Annotated in this window: 15 protein-coding genes and 1 pseudogene; 4 read left to right on the forward strand and 12 right to left on the reverse strand. The window is 40.6% G+C overall.

The features are described 5' to 3' along the window. Window positions 1–34 precede the first annotated feature (34 nt). The 10 genes and pseudogenes from H6795_02825 to H6795_02870 form a co-directional block, all read right to left on the reverse strand. Window positions 35–3,207, reverse strand: a pseudogene (locus H6795_02825) (type I restriction endonuclease subunit R). A 96-nt stretch (window positions 3,208–3,303) separates the two neighbouring features. After that, window positions 3,304–3,546 carry a hypothetical protein gene (locus H6795_02830; GenBank protein ID MCB9817445.1) on the reverse strand — a complete coding sequence of 81 codons (243 nt, stop codon included), beginning with the start codon at window positions 3,544–3,546 and terminating at the stop codon, window positions 3,304–3,306. Between the two features lie 500 nt (window positions 3,547–4,046). After that, window positions 4,047–5,234, reverse strand: coding sequence for a restriction endonuclease subunit S (locus tag H6795_02835; protein ID MCB9817446.1), 1,188 nt, complete (start codon window positions 5,232–5,234; stop codon window positions 4,047–4,049). Between the two features lie 222 nt (window positions 5,235–5,456). Next, on the reverse strand, window positions 5,457–6,086 hold the full coding sequence (locus tag H6795_02840) for a DUF3800 domain-containing protein (protein ID MCB9817447.1): 630 nt from the start codon (window positions 6,084–6,086) through the stop codon (window positions 5,457–5,459). 2 nt (window positions 6,087–6,088) lie between these two features. After that, entirely contained in the window at window positions 6,089–7,567 is a 1,479-nt protein-coding gene (locus H6795_02845; GenBank protein MCB9817448.1) for an SAM-dependent DNA methyltransferase, read from the reverse strand. Between the two features lie 241 nt (window positions 7,568–7,808). After that, entirely contained in the window at window positions 7,809–8,465 is a 657-nt protein-coding gene (gene radC, locus H6795_02850; protein MCB9817449.1) for a DNA repair protein RadC, read from the reverse strand. Between the two features lie 10 nt (window positions 8,466–8,475). Continuing rightward, entirely contained in the window at window positions 8,476–9,186 is a 711-nt protein-coding gene (locus tag H6795_02855) for an FAD-dependent oxidoreductase (GenBank protein MCB9817450.1), read from the reverse strand. 146 nt (window positions 9,187–9,332) lie between these two features. Then, a complete protein-coding gene (locus H6795_02860; protein ID MCB9817451.1) occupies window positions 9,333–10,931 on the reverse strand; it encodes a hypothetical protein in 1,599 nt (532 codons plus the stop codon). A 5-nt stretch (window positions 10,932–10,936) separates the two neighbouring features. Then, complete coding sequence (locus tag H6795_02865; protein MCB9817452.1) at window positions 10,937–11,839, reverse strand: ABC transporter ATP-binding protein; 903 nt, start codon at window positions 11,837–11,839, stop codon at window positions 10,937–10,939. 304 nt (window positions 11,840–12,143) lie between these two features. Further along, a complete protein-coding gene (locus tag H6795_02870) occupies window positions 12,144–12,557 on the reverse strand; it encodes a hypothetical protein (protein MCB9817453.1) in 414 nt (137 codons plus the stop codon). 419 nt (window positions 12,558–12,976) lie between these two features. On the opposite strand from H6795_02870, the gene H6795_02875 reads away from it, so the two are divergent. Next, on the forward strand, window positions 12,977–14,209 hold the full coding sequence (locus tag H6795_02875) for a diaminopimelate decarboxylase (GenBank protein ID MCB9817454.1): 1,233 nt from the start codon (window positions 12,977–12,979) through the stop codon (window positions 14,207–14,209). A gap of 48 nt (window positions 14,210–14,257) precedes the next feature. Here H6795_02875 and H6795_02880 read toward each other — a convergent pair whose 3' ends face one another. After that, window positions 14,258–15,274, reverse strand: a complete 1,017-nt coding sequence (locus H6795_02880) for a hypothetical protein (GenBank protein MCB9817455.1) — start codon at window positions 15,272–15,274, stop codon at window positions 14,258–14,260. A gap of 310 nt (window positions 15,275–15,584) precedes the next feature. Between H6795_02880 and H6795_02885 the strand changes: the two genes are divergently transcribed. Continuing rightward, window positions 15,585–16,484, forward strand: coding sequence for a DUF4190 domain-containing protein (locus tag H6795_02885; protein ID MCB9817456.1), 900 nt, complete (start codon window positions 15,585–15,587; stop codon window positions 16,482–16,484). Between the two features lie 173 nt (window positions 16,485–16,657). Next, complete coding sequence (locus H6795_02890; protein MCB9817457.1) at window positions 16,658–17,215, forward strand: PH domain-containing protein; 558 nt, start codon at window positions 16,658–16,660, stop codon at window positions 17,213–17,215. Here the strand turns inward: H6795_02890 and H6795_02895 are convergent. Further along, window positions 17,205–18,542 (reverse strand): glycoside hydrolase, encoded by a 1,338-nt coding sequence (locus tag H6795_02895; GenBank protein MCB9817458.1) that lies wholly within the window; start codon window positions 18,540–18,542, stop codon window positions 17,205–17,207. The genes H6795_02890 and H6795_02895 overlap by 11 nt on opposite strands. 95 nt (window positions 18,543–18,637) lie before the next feature. On the opposite strand from H6795_02895, the gene H6795_02900 reads away from it, so the two are divergent. Continuing rightward, window positions 18,638–19,150, forward strand: a complete 513-nt coding sequence (locus H6795_02900; GenBank protein ID MCB9817459.1) for a DJ-1/PfpI family protein — start codon at window positions 18,638–18,640, stop codon at window positions 19,148–19,150. Window positions 19,151–19,189: the final 39 nt, after the last annotated feature.

The raw sequence follows: 19,189 nt of genomic DNA on the forward strand, positions 1-19,189 counted from the left end.
TGCTATCTGTAAAAGGTCCGAGGGTTTTGTATTATCAATCTATTACTGAAGCGCCGGTGCCATTTGAGTTGTAAGTGTTGCGTTGAGCATTAATTTCTTTAGACCAATCATTACCATACCGCGCAGCTTGCTCTAAAACCATATCGGTGGCAATGGCTTGTTGATCTGGTGGATAGCCGTATTTTGCTAAAGTCTTCTTTACATTAATGCGCAGTTTGGCCTGTACACTTTTACGGAACTGCCAGTCAATAGATGCATCTCGACGTACTTGCTCTACTAAGAGTTTAGCTATTTCACGAAGTTGCTGATCACCCATAACTTCTTGTGCACTACCGTTATCAACTAGTGCGTCATAAAAAACAACCTCGTCTTCGCTCAAGCCCTGCTCGGCGCTAGCATTCGCTGCCTTACGGATATCCTTACCGATAGCAATGAGCTCTTCTATCACCTGGGCGGCTTCTATGGTGCCGTTTTTATAACGATTTAGCGCTTTTGTAAGCATTTCAGAAAACTTGGCGTCTTTTACGGCGTTACGGCCAAACTTAGCCTTGACCTCATCGTTAAGTAGCTTCTTTAAGGCTTCTACTGCCAAATTCTTGCGTTCCATTGCACGTATTTCAGCAAAAAACTCATCGCTAAGAACTGATATTTCTGGTTTTTCTAAACCTGCCGCCTCAAAAACATCCACAACTCCAACTGGCGCGATAGCTTTGTCTACAATTTGCTTCAGCGCGGTACGGTATTCATCGTCGCCGATAACGTTGCCCCTAGATGACACTTTTTCTATGCGCGATTTAACGGCTTGGAAAAATGCCACTTCCTCACGAATGGCTAGTGCTTCGGGTTGCGGCATTGCAAGAGCGAATGCCTTACTAAGTTCTAGTACATGCTGTTTAATGCGCTTTTCGCCATTTTCTATGCCTAAAATATGTTCCTCTGCATCTAAAATTATCTGCAATTTATCATTTGTTTGCGCATTAAAGTAGTTCTTATAGTTAAAAGTTCCAAACATATCACGCACGATTTCATAGCGCATTTTCATTTGAGCAACTGCTTCGGCGATGTCAAGTTGCGGGGAGCCTTCGCCACCACTTCGAGTATAGTCGGCCATAGCGTCACGTAACGCGCCTGCAACCCCTAAATAGTCCACTATAAGCCCACCGATTTTACCTGGCCAAACGCGGTTAACACGTGCGATTGCCTGCATAAGGTTATGCCCCTTAAGCGGCTTGTCCAGATACATTGTATGTAAACTAGGCACATCAAAGCCTGTTAACCACATATCGCAAACTATCACTAGTTCTAGCGGATCTTTGGGGTTTTTAATACGCTTTTCAATTGCTTTAATCCGCTTTTTGTTACGAATATGCGGCTGCAAATGCTCAGGGTCGCTAGCTGAACCGGTAATAATAACTTTTATTGCACCGCTTGCATCATCGTCGCTGTGCCATTCGGGGCGATATGCGATAATTTTTTCGTACAACTCAGCAGCTATTCCGCGGCTCATCGTCACAATCATTCCTTTACCCTCTATCACATCTTGTCGCGCTTCAAAGTGCTCAATTATGTCTAAGGCGATTGTGTTTAACCGTTCAGCATTACCAACAATCGCTTCTTTTTGGGCGTACTCTGCCTTAAGCTTGTCTTGCCGTGATAATTCTTCGCCCTCTAGCAATTCATCAACTTCTAGATCAAGCCATTCTTTGGTATCTTCGTCCATGCCCAAATCTACAAGTCGGCTTTCATAATATATTGGTACTGTTGCACCGTCTTCAACGGCTTGTTTCACATCATAAATGTCTACATAGTCACCAAATACAGCTGGTGTAGATTTGTCATCTGATTCTATGGGCGTACCAGTAAAGCCAATGTAGCTCGCGCCTGGTAGGGCGTCGCGCATATATTTTGCATATCCGTACACTAAATGCGCGTCACTTTCTCGAATTCGTGCTTTTAGCCCATATTGGCTTCTATGTGCTTCATCTACCATAACAATTACGCTTCGACGATTAGTTAATACTGGCAAAGTATCATCTTCGCCTTCAGGCGAGAACTTTTGAATAGTAGTAAATATGATTCCACCTGCATTTCTTTCAAGTAACTTGCGTAGGTCTCCACGATTTTCTGCTTGTTTGGGGTCTTCGCCTAATAGAATCTCGGCACGCGCTAAAGGTGCCAAACAACTGTCCATCAAGATCATTCCGATCAGTCACTACGACAATAGTTGGGATTTTGCAGCTCACGGCTTCGCATCATTTTGCCTGTATAAAACACCATGCTGAGTGATTTACCCGACCCTTGAGTATGCCACACAACGCCAGCACTTCTGGTCGCCATCATCGCTACTAGCACGCACAGTGCTTTGCTAGTGCTTTATTTACTACCCAATATTGGTGATACGCTGCTACTTTTTTTATAAACTGCGTTTCGTCTTTGTCGTCGCGTTCAAATACAATAAAGTTTTGTACTTATATCCAGCAGTCGTGCTTGGTCACATACGCCACGCGTCAGTATATCCATCATTGGTACGCGCCCGACTTCTTTTTCGCCATCTATAGTCTTCCATGGCATCATTCGCTCAGGTGAGCTACTTATTGTTCCCATTTCTGCTTCTATGCCATCACTAATAATGCATAGTTCATTAAATCTAAAGAAGTCGCTTATCTCGCGCTTGTAGGTCTGAATCTGGCGATATGCAGCTGCTAGGTCTGCTTTACTGTCAGCAGCGTTTTTAAGCTCAACTAAAACTAGTGGCAGACCATTAACAAACAACACAACATCCGGTCGACGATGAAAATCACCCTGTAGTACCGTTAATTGGTTAACTGCTACAAACTCGTTATTTAGTGCATTGTCAAAATCAGACACCTTAGCGCGGTCGTACTTTATATCGCCAGTATCATTGTTACGATATTCTACTGGTACGCCACTAACTAATAACTCATGAAAAGCGCGATTATTTTCGATAAGCGTTGGTTGTTGCGCCCGCACTATTCGTTTGTGTGCTTCACTCAGAGAAGTGGCAGGTATTTGTGGGTTTAGCCGTTCTAGCGCAGAATGTAAACGATTATTTAGCACAGTGTCATGATAATCACGATCGCACGTGCCGTCTGGACCAATTTCTGGGCCGTGCAATATTTGCCATCCCATTTGGCCAAGTGTTTCTAAAATTGATTGCTCTATTTGATCTTCAGTCATTTTTTCTATCTTACCAGAGTTTACAATTGGTATAGCATTATTATGAAATGCAACACGAAACCAGCCTCTTCATTGACTAGGTTTAGTACCTGTTCCTTTTGATGATTATTTCAACCACTTCTCTGAAAATTTGACCATCATTTTCAATAAAGACTCTTTGTTATACAACGTATCTGCCGGCAAAATAATTTTGTCTTTATTCTCAATGAGCTGTTTCAATAGTTTACCCAATTGTGGTTTTTTCTCATTGGGATAATATTTATCACGCAACAACCGTAGATAATACATCCGTACAACGGGTGACTGTTTTCTCATCATCAAAATCGATACCATTTCTGAAAATCCCATGCTTCCGTCAATAGCTGGTCTGTACGCATAACCTCAAGTGCTTGTTTTTTCACCATTGGCGGCACCCTGTAGACCAATTTCATCTTTGTCACCTTCCTGACCCAATAGCACCATTCTTCACATTCACTTCTTTGAATTCAACAGCGTATGCAGAACTTGTTTTCATATAGTATGTTTTCCAGCGTTTTGCCTTCATTAGCGTCTGAAACTCTTTTCAATAAATATGAAAGCACGTTCTGAAATTTACTTAGGTCAAATTGAATATCAGCTATAAAATCAGCATATTTGCTTCGGAACGTAGTTCGCAACATTCTGATTGATTGGGTTCACTAATTTAGCCGTATCAATCATGTTAGAATGATACGGATCATAAAGTTTGATGAGCAACTTCATAACATTAAAAATCCAACTCAATATGCTAGGTAACATGTAGTTCGGGAAATTCTCCGTAAGTATGCTTTCATCAAATCTAAACGTTTTATCAAATGGTTCAAAATCTCTCATACTTTTAACTTTCCGGATATTAGGCGGGGTAATAATGTGTCGCGGAGGGTGGTGAGGGTTTGGATTTCTTGTAAATTCGTCTCAATTATTTTAAATATTGATTTGATCCCATGTTGAAATTCTTCAAGTAAAGTTTCGGATGGTATTACAATATTTATGTTCTCGAAATGAGCCTTATTCAAGTTCGGCACCGCTGAGCCTGAACTAGCCATACTCCTTAATGTCGGCTTTTTTGAAGTTAGCACAAAATAGTTAAAGAACGTATAATTTTCATTTTTTGGAATTACTGAATTAATTTGCTGGTTTGTCTGCATTTCTTTGCCAGCTAATGAAATTACGCCCACAGTAGCGATACAACTTACTGTTGTTGACCATTTTGGTATATACTTATTAGCCTGACTGTTAGCTCCTAATGTTGATAAATTATCCGCTGTATTGATAATTATGGTTTGATTATGCATGTCTGGTACTTTTAAAAAAGGAACATCGTTTCCATAAAAATCACCTCTTGTTTTACTTGGAGTTTTGCCGGTTATAACTTGCCCAAGATCGGATATTGTACCAATAGACCAGGTTTTGGCGGCGGGATTGGTGATGAAGTAATGGCGGAAGAGGGCCTGCCCCATCTGCTCCAGCGTTTCGTTCATTTTGCGATTCAGTTCGATTTTTTCATCAATTAGTTTCAACTGCTGTCCAATATAACGCTGTTCCTCTATGCTGGGTAGTAAGATGGGCATACTAGGCACACTTTTGACAGATAAATGCATTACTGTGCTGCCACTACTATGAGCAATCATATAATCGCGGGCTAAAGGCGATTTAAGATAGTAGAATAGATAGTCTTTGTCTATTTTAGAGTCATTTTTAATCTCTAATTTAGATAGATCAAGTGAAAAACAAGCTTCTTCGCCAAGCTCTGGCATAATGATTGGGCTACCGATGACTTCTCTGTCTTGTGTGAGGTCAGTGTTCGCAATCAATATGTCCCCAGCGTTTGTCATTTGAGACAGCTTCATCTTTCCGGCGTAATATTTTATGCCATCAAATCTGAAACCACCGCCACGACCTACGCACTTAAGATTGATGAATGCCTTACCCTTGCCTTTTACCGAATAGTCTGCACTCCGGTAAGAAATACCCTTGATGACATCTACCAAATCTCCAAGCAAAACAGTCTGGGTCATTTTATGCCCAACCCTGTTTTTAGATGTAAAGTATAATGCATTTTACTTAACATTTGCCAAGTAGATGTAAAGTAAAACGTACACATATTCAAGATATGACAAGTTGACTTAAGCATAAAGCGTATGATACCATTTAAGTACAAATGAAGTCGGCTCTGAACTGTCACCGTATGGTGTGCGTGCCTAGGACAACTAGGATAGGAGCCGATTTCGCTTTTACTGCTATTTAAAATACCAAACATTTTCTATCCTTTTTTCTAATATCTTTAAATAATCTAAGCTGTCGGTTTTGCCTGTTTGCGTAGACCTTAATATTGCGCCCGCTGTTAAATCTGCTAATTGAATTAAATTATTTGTTTTTGAATCTACAAACCGTACTTTGGCAATCTTTTGCGAGCTAGAATTAATTTCTCGCCTAAAATATGCGGTGGCAGATTTTTTATAATTACGCCCAGAGTGGCCGTCTAGTCTAATATTTGCAGCATTTAGATCTGTTGTTTTTGACAAGACTTCTTTAATAGCATAGTTGTAAAACGAATCTTGTTTACTCTTAAGCTCATGGCTGCGTATAAGTGATTTGTCTATACATATAGCCCGCACTCTAAATTTGCTTTGACTCACTTTTTGCAGTAGCTGTAAAACAATTGATTTTTTTGTTTTGTTAAACTTAAATTCTCTTTCATCTGCCCAGCCGATTTCTCTGCGAAACTTTTTAATTGCTAAGGCAGTTTCTTCTGCATCAAGCGTATCATCAAATATTACACATGCAATTACAAAATGACTACTAGAGCCTTTGCCAAGCTTAAAGCCTGGGTCACCTGAGTCATCTATAAAAACTAGCTGTTTATTCATAGTTAATAGCCTATAGTTTTTAGGTTTTCTTTAATTTTTGCTTCTAGCTCGTGGCTTTTGGCAAATTGTTCGTTCAGGTCTGCGGTTAGGCGTTGCATTTTTTCTTCAAAAGCTTCATCGTCATCTTCGACCTTTTCGGCACCGACGTAACGCCCGGGCGTTAGTACAAAGTCGTGCTCTTTAATTTCGTCTAGGTTAGCGACTTTGGCAAAGCCAGGTACGTCTACATGCTCGCCGTTTTGAGTCTTGAAGCTGTGATAAGTTTCGGCAACTTTGGCGATGTCTTCTTCTGTAAGCTCACGATTCTTGCGATTGATCATTTTGCCTAAATTTCGGCCGTCTATGAACAAAACTTTGCCATGGCGATTAGTACGTTCACGCGATACAAACCACAAACAGCATGGTATGGCTACGTTAAAGAACAGCTGGCTCGGTAGTGTCACTATGCAATCTACCATGTCGTTTAGCACTAATTGTTTGCGTATTTCACCCTCGCCACCACTCTGGCTACTCATGCTACCATTTGCTAAAACAAAGCCAGCCGTACCACGTGGGCTAAGATGGTGAATAAAATGCTGTATCCAGGCATAGTTAGCGTTGCTTTTTGGTGGTATGCCAAACTTCCATCGAATGTCATCTTGCAAGTGTTCCTGCCCCCAATCGCTAATATTGAATGGTGGATTAGCAATAATGTAGTCAGCTTTTAAATCTGGCAGTTGATCGTTGGTTAGGGTGTCGCCACGGCGAATGTCCGCATCGATACCTCGTATTGCCATATTCATTTTTGCAAGCCGCCATGTTGTCTCGTTTAACTCTTGGCCGTAAACAGCAATATCATCAATTCGCCCAGCATGTTCTGCAATAAATTTTTCGCTCCAAACGAACATACCACCACTACCACAACAGGGATCATATACCCTGCCCTTGTATGGTTCTAGCATTTCTACTAAAAGCTTTACAATTGAGCGTGGTGTATAAAACTCGCCACCGTGTTTACCCTCGTTATTGGCGAACATACCCATAAAGTATTCGTATACTTGGCCAAGTAGATCCTTCGCATCAGTAGTCGCAAAACTAATATTAGTAAATAGGTCAATAAGCTCGCCTAGCCGGCGCTTGTCTAATGCTTCACGGGCGTAGTCTTTAGGCAAAACACTTCTTAAGACTGGGTTGTCGCGCTCAATAGCTTCCATAGCTTCATCGACTAAAACACCTATATTTGGCTGCTTTGCATTTGTTGTTAAGTTATCCCAGCGTGCTTCTTTAGGAATCCAAAACACATTGTCGGCAAGGTAAAAATCACGATCTTCTGGGTCAAAATTCTCACCCTCTGCTTTTTTATATTGTTCAGTGAACGCGTCCGAAACATATTTTAAAAATATTAAACCTAGTACAACGTACTTATAGTCAGAAGAGTTAATATTTCCGCGTAACTTATCTGCCGCCGCCCAAAGTTGCTTTTCTAATTCTTGAATATTCAATTTTAGCTCCTTTTATCTATAGTTTACCCTGGTTGATAACTGTTGCCAATTATATGTAAGTACGAAATAGAGTTTTTAAGAAAAGTTAGTGGCTTGCTTAATGAAATGAATGAGAAAATCGTGATCATTGGAATGATCACAATACTTTGATATTATTTACTTAAGACCTTCGGCAGTAGTCATTGAACTACACAGCGGAAGGCCTTTTTCATTTCGTCAGCAGATATTATTATTGCTTGTTTCATAATATTCCTTCTTCGGCAAAGCTAAAATGGCCTTTGTGAGTTATTATTACGTGGTCTAGCAGTTTTATGCCGAGTAGCTTACCTGATTCTTTAAGCCGATTTGTTATTTGGGTGTCGGCGTCGCTTGGTTGTAGTGTGCCACTAGGGTGGTTATGAATGACTATTATGCTGGCGGCTCGGTCGGTGATTGGGTCGGCAAAGACTTCGCGCGGGTGTACAAGACTAGCATTTAAGGTACCAATACTGATGAGCCGTTTTTGAATTAAGCGGTGTGCGCCGTCTAAGCTTAGTACAATTAAATGCTCTTGCTTAGCATCTTTTAGCTCTGGCACTAATGCGGAGGCTTTTTCTGCACTATCTATAACTGTAAAATCTTTAAATTCCCTTTCTGCTAGTTCAAAAAGGGCCACCAGTTTAGTGGCTGTTGCGGTACTAACACCTTTTATAGAAGTAAGTTGGTCTATGATTATTTTATAACCATTAGTGTCTATGAGTTTTTTGATGTTGCGCGATATTTTTGTTACATCTGCCCCTTTTACACCGCTACCTATTATTACCTGCAATAACTCTGTCTCGCTTAAAGATTTTGCGCCTTTGGTTATTAATTTTTCGCGCGGCCTATCTTTTTTATCTAGTTTTTGTATTTTTACCATAAAAACTATTCTACCCCTGTTCGGCTGTTTTTGCTAACATGTCTTGGGCTTGTTTTAGTACTATTTCGCCCCTTAGGTTTGCTGACATTGCCTTAAGTTCTTTTAGATTAAACCAACCAAACGCCATGAGCTCGTCGGTTTTTAGTTTTATTTGTTGACTGCCTATGCTACCAGTAAAGGTGTTTATTGTTAATGGCCCGATGGGGGTTACGATTTTATATTGCTTAAATAGATTTGGTTCATATAGGTCTACACTTAGCTCTTCTAGATAAGGTATTTCTTTACTATTTCTAGAACTTAATAGCAGCGTAACTTTGTTGTCTAGCTTAAGATCATTGATGTATCTTAGCATGCTCATGAATGGCGTTATACCGATTCCCCCTGCACAAAAAATTAAATTTCCAGGAACATCAGGGTGTAGTACAAAATTGCCAAAAGGCCCCATAACTTGCACCTCATCGCCCGGCAAGATATTTTCTAGAGCATGGGTAAACTTGCCCATTACCCTAATACCAAATTCTATATGGCCTTGTTCTGTTGGTGAGCTCGCAATAGAAAAACATCTATATGACGATGGTCTGCCTTTGTGTTTAAAACTAATACTTGCGTATTGACCTGGCAAAAAAGCTAGGGGCTTTTGATTAGGGTTTTCTAAGGCTAAAGTCAACTTCAAGATAGAAGGAGTCAAGTGCTCGGTGCTTCTCACTGTGTATCTGGACATATCGTTTAATTATACCAAATATACGGGTTCTATGCGGTTATTAGCACAAGTGTTTTCAGAATAGTATTTAACAATTTTACCGATAAATTTTCGTAGAATCATTCATTACTTAATTTGCGTTAATGAGGACTTAGTTTTAGCGGTATTTAAGTTGTTGCAATATCTCTATGCCGATACCCTATAAAGCCAATTACCAGCATAGATATCACAATTGACATCATTGCTACTGAGCTCCCTAGGCTGAAGTGATCAAGTGAGCCATCTGTGACATGCCAAAATGGCGATATAGCAAGAACTTTATCGCTCAGCTGTAGAATCGGGCCTAGAATGGTAAGCCCAAAACTAATGGCTATAGCTAACCAAGCTAAACCCCGCAAACGAGGTTTGAACCCTACCAGCGCAACTGAGATACTAACGAGTACAAGCATCGCTGGTGCTGTAAGTAATGATTGAATGATAATCTTTACCGGTTCTATATTGGTATCATTAAAATGAGCTATACCAGCTATCATTAGCCCCACTATTATCATGGCTAAAAAAGTTCCTGTTAGCGCTATAGCAACATGTGATGAAAACATTTTTCTACGGGTAACCGAGCCAGCTAGGAGCGGTTCAATACGATGAGAGCTTTCTTCACTGATAAGTCTGAATACAACTTGTGTGCCATATGCAGCAATTACTATTCCTATAATAGTAAGCAGCGTTTTTGCAAATTCAAAAGTAAAATTAATTCCCTGTGCGCCTTGGGCACCAATGAACCTAGAAATGCCTTCATTAGTCGCAAAAGTATCTCCAACTGATGCCAAAAGATACCCGAATGTCGCACCCACGAAAATGAACGCCAATGTCCAGCCGATGATTGCCGTTCTTTGGAGCCGAAAAGCGAGGCCAAATATAGTACCGCTTCTACCAGCGCGCGCGTTCCCTGGCTTATCTGCAATAATTCCTTGGCCAAAATCTCTCTTGGACTTCAGCATATATGCGAGTGTCATGACAATAGCCCCAAAGAACAATAAAGCCAGCAAAGGTGCGTAATTATTTGTAGCAGATACATCCGTTTTTTGGGCCCAGCCTAGAGGCGATAGTGATGCCATCCAGCTTGCGCCATCTACGGTGTCGGCCACTCCTCTAATAAGATAAGAGAAGCCTAAAAATGTCACAGCAAAACTTGTAGCAGTTCTACTGTCTGAAGTTAGCTGGGCTGTAAAAGCGGCTACAGAGCCAAAGAAGACTCCAGCGGTTGCCAGAGTCGCCCCTAAAGCCAAGCTAGAAGCAGCACTTGCACCAATAGCGATGAGTAAACCCGATACAAATGCACCAGCAAAAAATGACGCGCTAAACGCAATAGCTAGGGCGACGGTAAGAATGGTGTATCTGCCAACAACACTTGATGCAATTAGTTCTTCTTCCCCAGAATCCTCTTTTGCTCTGGTGTGCTTGATTACAAGCAAAATTGACATCAAGCTAACTAAAAAACTACCTAGAACTACGGTTCTCCAGGCAGTGAAACCTTCTGCACTCATTAAACTATTTACATTGCCGAATATCAAATTAAAGGCCGGGTTAGCCTGAACAGTCATTGTAAGGTTACGCTGATCTTCTAAGGTTGGGAATAAGTTTCCGTATGCAATATGAGAAGTGACCGCCAGCATTGTAACACCCATAATCCAAGGTAAAGCCGTCTTAATGCTTAGGCGTAGGGTTGTTTTGTATAAAACTAAGGTGCCTTCTAGCTTATTTGTCATAAAAACTACTCGGTTACATTTTCGTTATTTTCATATTTCTTTTTAAATAGCTCTTCTAGTGAAGGAGGTTCGGCTATGAGGCTTTTTATACCTGCTTTTGTAGCAATTTGCATAAAGTCTTCTAACGCACTGGTTTCGACGTTACAGTTTATGTGGTTTCCTTTAATAGATAGGTTCTCTACACCTTTTAGCTTTTTTAGGCCTTCGGGGATACTTTTTAGTTCTATACTGACCTTGCTGGATGTTTGCTTGCGCATTTCTTGCAAGCTACCAGTTTCTATTATAGTGCCGTCCCGAATTATACTTATGCGATCAGCCAAAGCTTCTACTTCACTCATGATATGGCTGGATAACAATACGGTTTTACCAGCCTTCTTATCTTTTAGTACTTCTTCTTGGAAAACCGCTTCCATAAGCGGATCTAGGCCAGATGTGGGCTCGTCGAATATATATAAATCTACATCAGAACAAAGAGCCGCAATAATGGCTACTTTTTGCCGGTTACCTTTTGAATACGTCCGACTTTTTTTAGTTGGATCAAGCTCAAATCTTTCTATAAGATGTTTACGGCGATTTTCATCAAAATTGTCTCTTAGTTTGGCTAGAATATCTATGGCTTCGCCGCCTGTTAAATCGGGCCATAGGCTGACATCACCTGGTACATAGGCAAGCCTTTTGTGGAGTTGCGCTACTTCCTTCCATGGATTACCACCTAAAAGACTAACTGAGCCTGAGTCTGACTTAAGTAGCCCTAGTAAAACCCGGATGGTGGTAGACTTTCCTGCACCGTTAGGGCCAAGGAACCCATGGACTTCCCCCTTTTCAACCGATAAAGACAGGTTACTAAGTGCTTGGAATTTACCAAAAGATTTATGTAGGTTTTGGATGTCTATTATTTTTTCTGCCATAGTTGTTTTGTACATATGTTTAATTTTACTAGAAGAAACAAGACTATGATACTGTCGCATTCATTTTGACGCATATATTTCATCATAACCCGCTATAGGACTAGGCCTATAAGAAAATATATAAAAGCGTATTTTTGTCTTAAATATTTATCGCTTTCGTCCTTTTGGACTCATCAGCACAAATACACATTTGTGGAGCGAACATGACAAGCAGACATAGGTTTAAGGAAAACATCACGGCTATACGGCCCGTGAACCTAAGGTTTGAACCTATATCCACTTGCCATATTCGCTCAGCGGGGGGTCAGCCCTTGAGGGTGTAGTTCTGTTCGTTCCAGAACGGTCCGTAGTCTCCTTCGTAAGGCACGACGCCCATGTCAGCCAGGTACCAGTCAGCTATTACGAGTTCCCCCGCGTAGTTGATTGTCGCCACTGTCAGCTGCAGGTAGTCGTTCTTGCCCCTGAAGGGTTCACCGATGATGATGCCCTTCGTTGTCGAGCTCTCGCTTCTGATATTGCAACGCTGGATCCTGAGCCCCGGCTCAAGATCGTCTAGGTTGAGAGCCCGCGGGTGAAGGGGGCTACGCTCGGGTAGCTCCGTCGTGACCACGAATTCGAGGCTGTGCTCGTTGCCGGCGTCGACGGTGAAGGTCTGTACAACAAGACCCTCCTGCATGACCGTGACTTTGAGTTTGTTCTTGTATAGATTCGCAAACATTTTTGTCCTTAGGGTTTCCTCATGGCAGGGTGCCTCTCGCATAGCGAGCGTGTGTTTTCTATAACACACAAGATGAGGTTTCGCTTCTGCTATAGAAACAAAAGCCAAATCTCACCTTGTGCTTATTCTGCTTGTCAATGTGCAAAGGGCCAAATAGCCTCTTAGCAACCCCTTGACGGGATACGACGATTATAGCATAATATGTAATATATTGCAATACTGAAATGGAGTTTTGTAAAGAGCAGTATATAGTCGTGCTCAGGAAATATCTCTATTCGCAACCAGCTCAATCTACAGCGTCATTCGTGATGATAGCTTCTAGCTCTTCGTCGGACATTTCACTGATGCAGTCAGCTAAATCGTAGTAATAGCAAGCACATGCAGAAAGGGTGTACTACAGTTTTTGGTATAATGGCCTAATGAAAAGAACTCCGTTTAGCCTTTCTGATATTACGTCTTTTATTGAAAAATTTCCGACACCTTTCCACATTTATGACGAAGCAGGTATTCGACAATCGGCGAAACTGCTTACTACTGGTTTTGAGTGGAATAAAGGATATGCTAACTTCTTTGCCGTCAAAGCACTGCCTAACCCAGCTATTCTTACAATACTTAAGCAAGAAGGCATGGGTGCGGACTGTAGCTCATTGTCAGAACTAATTTTGGCAGAACGGTGTGGGTTTACCGGCGAACAAATTATGTTCACGAGCAACGATACGCCAGCAAACGACTTTAAAAAAGCTTACGAACTTGGGGCTATTATTAACTTAGACGATATTACACATATTGCTAGCCTAGAATCCACTATAGGAACTCTCCCAGATATATTATGTTTTAGATTTAACCCTGGGCCTGAACGTGGCGGAAATGAAATTATTGGCAATCCTGCAGAAGCAAAGTACGGGTTAACCCGTGAACAACTTTTTAAGGCATATGCTACAGCGAAACAAAAAGGAGTAAAACGGTTTGGCCTACACACAATGATTGCCAGCAACGAACTTGACGTAGCATACTTTGTTAAAACAGCACGAATGATGTTTGAACTAGCCCTAGAGCTTAAAGAACAAGGTATAGTGCTAGAATTTATTAATTTAGGGGGTGGCTTAGGTATTCCATATAAACCAGACCAAAAAGAACTTGATATTCAAACGTTAAGCAAACAAATAGAAGATTTATACACGAGTCTACTGACCAAGAATGCGCTTAGCCCCAAACTCTATACAGAATGTGGTAGGTACGTTACTGGGCCACATGGCTATTTAGTCAGCACAGTTTTGCACCGTAAATCAACCTATAGAGAATATATTGGCCTTGACGCTACTATGGCAAACCTTATGCGTCCAGGCATGTACGGTGCATACCACCATATAACTGTTCTGGGCAAAGAGCAGCTCCCGGCAGACTCTGTCTATGACGTTACCGGCGGCTTATGTGAAAACAACGATAAATTTGCAATTCAACGTAAACTACCACCTACTGTTCCTGGTGATATCATCGTGATTCATGATACGGGTGCGCATGGTCACAGTATGGGCTTTAATTACAATGGTATGTTGCGATCTGCAGAGCTACTTCTTGAAACTAGTGGTACAGTACGGCAAATTCGGCGAGCAGAGACGATTGACGATTACTTCGCTACCCTAGCATTTTAGTCTGCTAAGTATTTATACTTGCCAATTAGTGCAACGACGGCAAAAAAACTATATATTTTGCAGAACAAGTTCTGGTGTTTTTGCAGTCCTCGTAAACGCTAAATCAACAATATTCAGTATCATGGATTCGTAATCTATGTGGGCATTTAACTTGCACGCCTTAGGAAACGAACCATAATCTTCTATGAGGCTGGGGAGTAAATTTGCTTCTAGAAAATGTGGTACGCCGTGTTCATCTAGCCGAATATCTATACGACCATAGTCCCTAGCACCGAGCGCAACAAAGGCATCGAGTGCAAGCTGGGAAACTTGTTGATTAACTGCAAGGTCATCTACTGTAAGTACAACTTCTGAATTTGCCTCTTTTATATTACTGCTAATAAAGCTAACATCAGTACCTTCTTGCTGTGTACTCAGTTCTATTGCCAAAGAATCATACCCATCTGAATCAGGCTTGCGCATAATAGCAACTGAATATTCTTGGCCTGATAAAAATTCTTCTACCAGTACATCAGACTGTAGGCTATTGGTAACGCTACGAACTTTTGCATTAATGGCCGCTTGGCCGTAGGCAATAGAGAAATCGTCTATACCGATACCTCCGCCCCTGTTAGCAGGTTTTATAAACACTGGGTATTTTAAATTATTATTCTGCCATGTGGCTGGCATGCCTCTTTTGCCAACGTAATATTTGGCTGTAGAAATGTCTGCTTCTAGCATTAGATCCTTGGCGATGTCTTTGTTTAGTTCTTGTATATGTGCCCGCTTGCTAGAGCCTGTGTAGGGAATGCCATGTATATCTAGATGTTCACTTATCCAGTACTTTATAGGTTCGTTATGCACCATACTAGACACTTCTGGTACAAATTTCATGCCTAAAAAAACTAAATCTGGTTTGCGTTTAATCAGTTTTTTTAGATCGTTTGGTGTATCAATGAGGGTAATACCTACGTGCAGGTAATGTTTTTGCAATGTTTTTTGTATAGCATTTCTTGAGCGTTCACTCATAGAACTTAGTACAGGTAACGAAGAGCTGACTATTTCTATGTGTTTGTGTATCTTCATGTTTTTGTCCCAACCAGACCTGCAATAGCACGCCATTAATTAACAATACGTAACAAGTTACCGTATCTCACAAAATGATAATAAGTTTTAGCTAACTAACAAAAATAGAGATGTTGCTTGTAACAACTAGTACATATTATTATACCACATGTAGTAATATATACCGATATTTTATTCTATTCTAAGGTATTTATTAATCTAGTGTACACCAGCTATGCTATCAGTTATAGAAACGCTTTAAGAGCCTGCGGGCTGTGTCTTTACCTAGGGCGTATAATAAAACTATTGACATAATTAAGGAGTTGCAACCATGGCAAAAAAGGATACACTGCGTAAACTAGGCGTTATGCGGTCTGGTGCGGTATCGGGTACCTACAAAAATGCAAAAGAAAGGCCAACAGAACTTCAGATGGACGGTGTCTATGATGCCGAAAAAGACCTTGTAGGTGGTGATAAAACCAGCAAAAAACATCAATCTTCTGAGGAGCCACCCATGTCTCATGAGCCTTCTAAAAATAATCAGCAGCCAGAAAAAACAAATGCAATGGCAATTGCAGGTTTTGTACTTGCTTTCTTTTTGCCACTTATAGGGCTGGTGCTGTCTATTGTAGGCTTGGTGCAAGTTAATAAAAAAGGCCAGAAAGGTAAAGGGTTGGCCATTGCTGGTATAATCATCTCTAGTTTTGTCGCCTTACTGCATCTTATCCTCACCATAATGGTAATTATCGCTGTCGTAAGCAGTAATTCTATTACATTAACTGAATACCGAGATAGTGCTGTTGGCTATACCATTAAATATCCAGAAAAATGGAAAGTAAGCCAGCAAAATATAGAAGGTGCTAAGGGCATAATTATTAAAGATGAATACAAAGAAACGGGCAAAACATACGGGCAAATTGAAGTCGTTTATCTGCCTGCTCCTGCAAATGGCTATACAAGTGATATCTTAACAGCCATATCAGATAGTATAAAAAAATCTAACCCAGAAACAACGACTACATACGAATCTAGACAGATAAAAAATGGGCTTGATACGTTAACGCTAGTAACAACCTATAAAGGCGAAACAGAAAAGGTTAAAGCAAAAACTACCATATTTCTAAAGAAAGATGGCTCTGTGTACACGATATCTACCCAGAGCCCAGAAGCAAACTGGGATAAATACCAGGACAGTTTTGACGAGATTCATAACACGTTTCAGTATAACTAGCTAACCCTTAGCCAAAAAACCATTTCGTGCCTTGTGGTATTACCTAAATAATTCCGCGTGTGGTGTGTATTTGCTATAGAACCGTACGTCTTGTAGCGCTTTGCTAAAATACACAGCAAAACATAAGGTTTATGGCATACGCTATATAGAATCACACTATATATGGAGGTACTATGCAAAATACAGATCACATTAAAACATACAAACAAAGTAAGGGGTATTTACACTCACAATTACTTGGACTACACGTAACCTTTATTGCTGTTTATATAGCTATTATAGCCTTAAGCATAGAAGGAGACACGGTTTTTAATATTGCTGGGCTTATTGTTGGTGAGTTTGATATTTCAATTATTCTGGTGGGTTTTATTGTACAAATGTTATTTTCGTTCGTTGTCATGAATCATTGGTCTAACACAATGTTTAAAATTACAGACAATGCAGTTGCTATCACAACAGGAATTATTAGTCAGCACACGCAAACCATTTCTCTAGATGATATTGTTGCTCCGCAGGTACATCAAAGCCCGCTTGGTACATACTATAGTTACGGTACTATAACGTTTAACGTACGCTTTTCAGACGAACCAATACAATTACGTGGAGTTTCAATGCCCAACACATTTATCGAAGATATGCGTATTCAAATGCGGAACAGTGCGCCATATTATAATATGGAACAATCTTTACCTTTAGCGTACATACGCACGCACCAACAAACTATTCATTAGTAGCTATTTTTAGTTTTGTTGTTTTTATTAAGTCTATAGTAAGTGCCGCCGTCCACGAGAATTGAGGTGATCCTGCAGGTGTGCCGTCTATAGGAGAATAATATTCTGCGCAGACTCCACCATTTGCTACCATTGCTATCGTTTGGTTTCGCATTACTTCTGCTTCTTTATGATAACCATAACGGCGTAGCCCATCTATAATCAGCCAATTCATATTAACCCACACTGGCCCACGCCAATAATTTTTAGGTAAAAACCAACGAGAATTAGTTGGCGTGGTAGTTACCCCATATGCAGGCCGCCATATACCATCCCCGTGTAAATCATTCATCATGGCTTGGGCTTGTTCAGTAGATAGTGCCCCAGAATATAGCGTTATAAAATTTGCAATAGTTTGTTCTTTAATAAGCTTTCCGGTTGTTACGTCCCTACTCCAAAAGGTGCCTTGTTCGTATAACTGGTCTATTTTTGCTTTGGTGTTTTTACAATGTGCCACCAAATCTGCATCAATAGAATAGTCAATTTCTGCCGCGATAGTCATTAACAAATCGTTCGCTCGTATAAAAATTGCATTAAATACTAGATCTTCTATGACAGGGGCTTTGGTATTTGATATACGCCGCGCATTATATCCATTTTGTTTTGCTTGCCTAATAATATTATAAAAAATGTATAAATCTATAGGTTCTGGCCGTTCGCTTGCAGGAACCTGTTTGGTATCTTTTCTTGTCTTATTTAGCAACTTTTCTAAATGTAAAAACTGCAATATCTTTAGTTTTAATGGAGTATAAGTTCTCATTATTTTTAGCCAATATGGTGTGTTATCAAGCCCGCATTCCCACGGATGTATCAGGCTTATGAACGGCGAATTATTGATGGTTCTTTCTCTATATAACCACGTATGATATGCAATTATCACAGGGAGCATTTCTTGGTACCATTCTTTACGTTCGATGGTAGACAATTGTATACCAACTCTATAGACTGCTTCTGCCAACATGGGTGGTTGGGTTATACAACTTGTTTGCACGTCTTGTAAACCGCTCCATTTTGAGCTTTGCCACTTGTCTGGGCCAAAATGATACCCTGGTTCATCAGAAAAAATGATATGAGGTATCATACCGTTATGCCACTGGCCTTTCGCAAGAGATCGTAGTTCTGCTTTGGCTTGTTCTATATTCGTCCATCGCAAACCAATAGCAATAAAGCAGCTATCCCAAAACCATTGATGCGGATACAGCCCGGGTGCAGGTTTCGTAGCGTTACCAACCCTATTTGCCTTTAATACTGCTTCTGCTTGGCTTATAAGCATTTTTTGTATTTGCATACATACATAGTACCTTGTTTGTATTTTTACATGTACTGTCCCGGTGCATGTTACACTACACATATTAGTCGTTTGCTAATACGTAAGGATTTCACATGGCTCACATAGCTATCATTATTGCTCCAAAAGACTTCAGAGATGAAGAATATTTTGAGCCGAAAAAAGAACTCGAAATGGCTGGCCACACTACTATTACAGCGAGCAAAGTCATTGGCACTATTCAAGGTTCGCGCGGGAAAACAACTACTGCACAAATACGTATACATGATATTACACCTAATAATTATGATGCTATCTTACTGGTGGGAGGCAGCGGTTCGTATGTATATGATGACGACGCAGAATTACATCATGTACTTAAACAGTTTGCCGATACTAATAAATACATAACTGCAATTTGCCATGCGCCTGTAATTTTAGCAAAAGCCGGCGTACTTGTAGGCAAGAATGCCACTGTTTTTTCGGGTGACATACCCGCTCTACTTAGCCGTGATGTGCATTTTCTAGACCAACCGGTTGTAACCGATGGATTTATTATTACTGCCAACGGTCCAAGCTCTGCAACAGCCTTTGGACGTGTCGTTGCAACTGCCTTAGCCAGCGAATAAGCACGTAGGTACAAATAAACGATACTGCTGCGGCGACTC

This window comes from Candidatus Nomurabacteria bacterium (assembly GCA_020631975.1).
Lineage (GTDB): Bacteria > Patescibacteriota > Saccharimonadia > Saccharimonadales > CAIOMD01 > JACKGO01.

Excerpts from the sequence above, each read along its gene's own strand:
- H6795_02830 (MCB9817445.1), bottom strand. The coding sequence starts at position 3,546 with ATGGGATTTTCAGAAATGGTATCGATTTTGATGATGAGAAAACAGTCA.
- H6795_02835 (MCB9817446.1), bottom strand. The coding sequence starts at position 5,234 with ATGACCCAGACTGTTTTGCTTGGAGATTTGGTAGATGTCATCAAGGGT.
- H6795_02840 (MCB9817447.1), bottom strand. The coding sequence starts at position 6,086 with ATGAATAAACAGCTAGTTTTTATAGATGACTCAGGTGACCCAGGCTTT.
- radC (MCB9817449.1), bottom strand. The coding sequence starts at position 8,465 with ATGGTAAAAATACAAAAACTAGATAAAAAAGATAGGCCGCGCGAAAAA.
- H6795_02855 (MCB9817450.1), bottom strand. The coding sequence starts at position 9,186 with ATGTCCAGATACACAGTGAGAAGCACCGAGCACTTGACTCCTTCTATC.
- H6795_02860 (MCB9817451.1), bottom strand. The coding sequence starts at position 10,931 with ATGACAAATAAGCTAGAAGGCACCTTAGTTTTATACAAAACAACCCTA.
- H6795_02865 (MCB9817452.1), bottom strand. The coding sequence starts at position 11,839 with ATGGCAGAAAAAATAATAGACATCCAAAACCTACATAAATCTTTTGGT.
- H6795_02870 (MCB9817453.1), bottom strand. The coding sequence starts at position 12,557 with ATGTTTGCGAATCTATACAAGAACAAACTCAAAGTCACGGTCATGCAG.
- H6795_02875 (MCB9817454.1), top strand. The coding sequence starts at position 12,977 with ATGAAAAGAACTCCGTTTAGCCTTTCTGATATTACGTCTTTTATTGAA.
- H6795_02880 (MCB9817455.1), bottom strand. The coding sequence starts at position 15,274 with ATGAAGATACACAAACACATAGAAATAGTCAGCTCTTCGTTACCTGTA.
- H6795_02885 (MCB9817456.1), top strand. The coding sequence starts at position 15,585 with ATGGCAAAAAAGGATACACTGCGTAAACTAGGCGTTATGCGGTCTGGT.
- H6795_02890 (MCB9817457.1), top strand. The coding sequence starts at position 16,658 with ATGCAAAATACAGATCACATTAAAACATACAAACAAAGTAAGGGGTAT.
- H6795_02895 (MCB9817458.1), bottom strand. The coding sequence starts at position 18,542 with ATGCAAATACAAAAAATGCTTATAAGCCAAGCAGAAGCAGTATTAAAG.
- H6795_02900 (MCB9817459.1), top strand. The coding sequence starts at position 18,638 with ATGGCTCACATAGCTATCATTATTGCTCCAAAAGACTTCAGAGATGAA.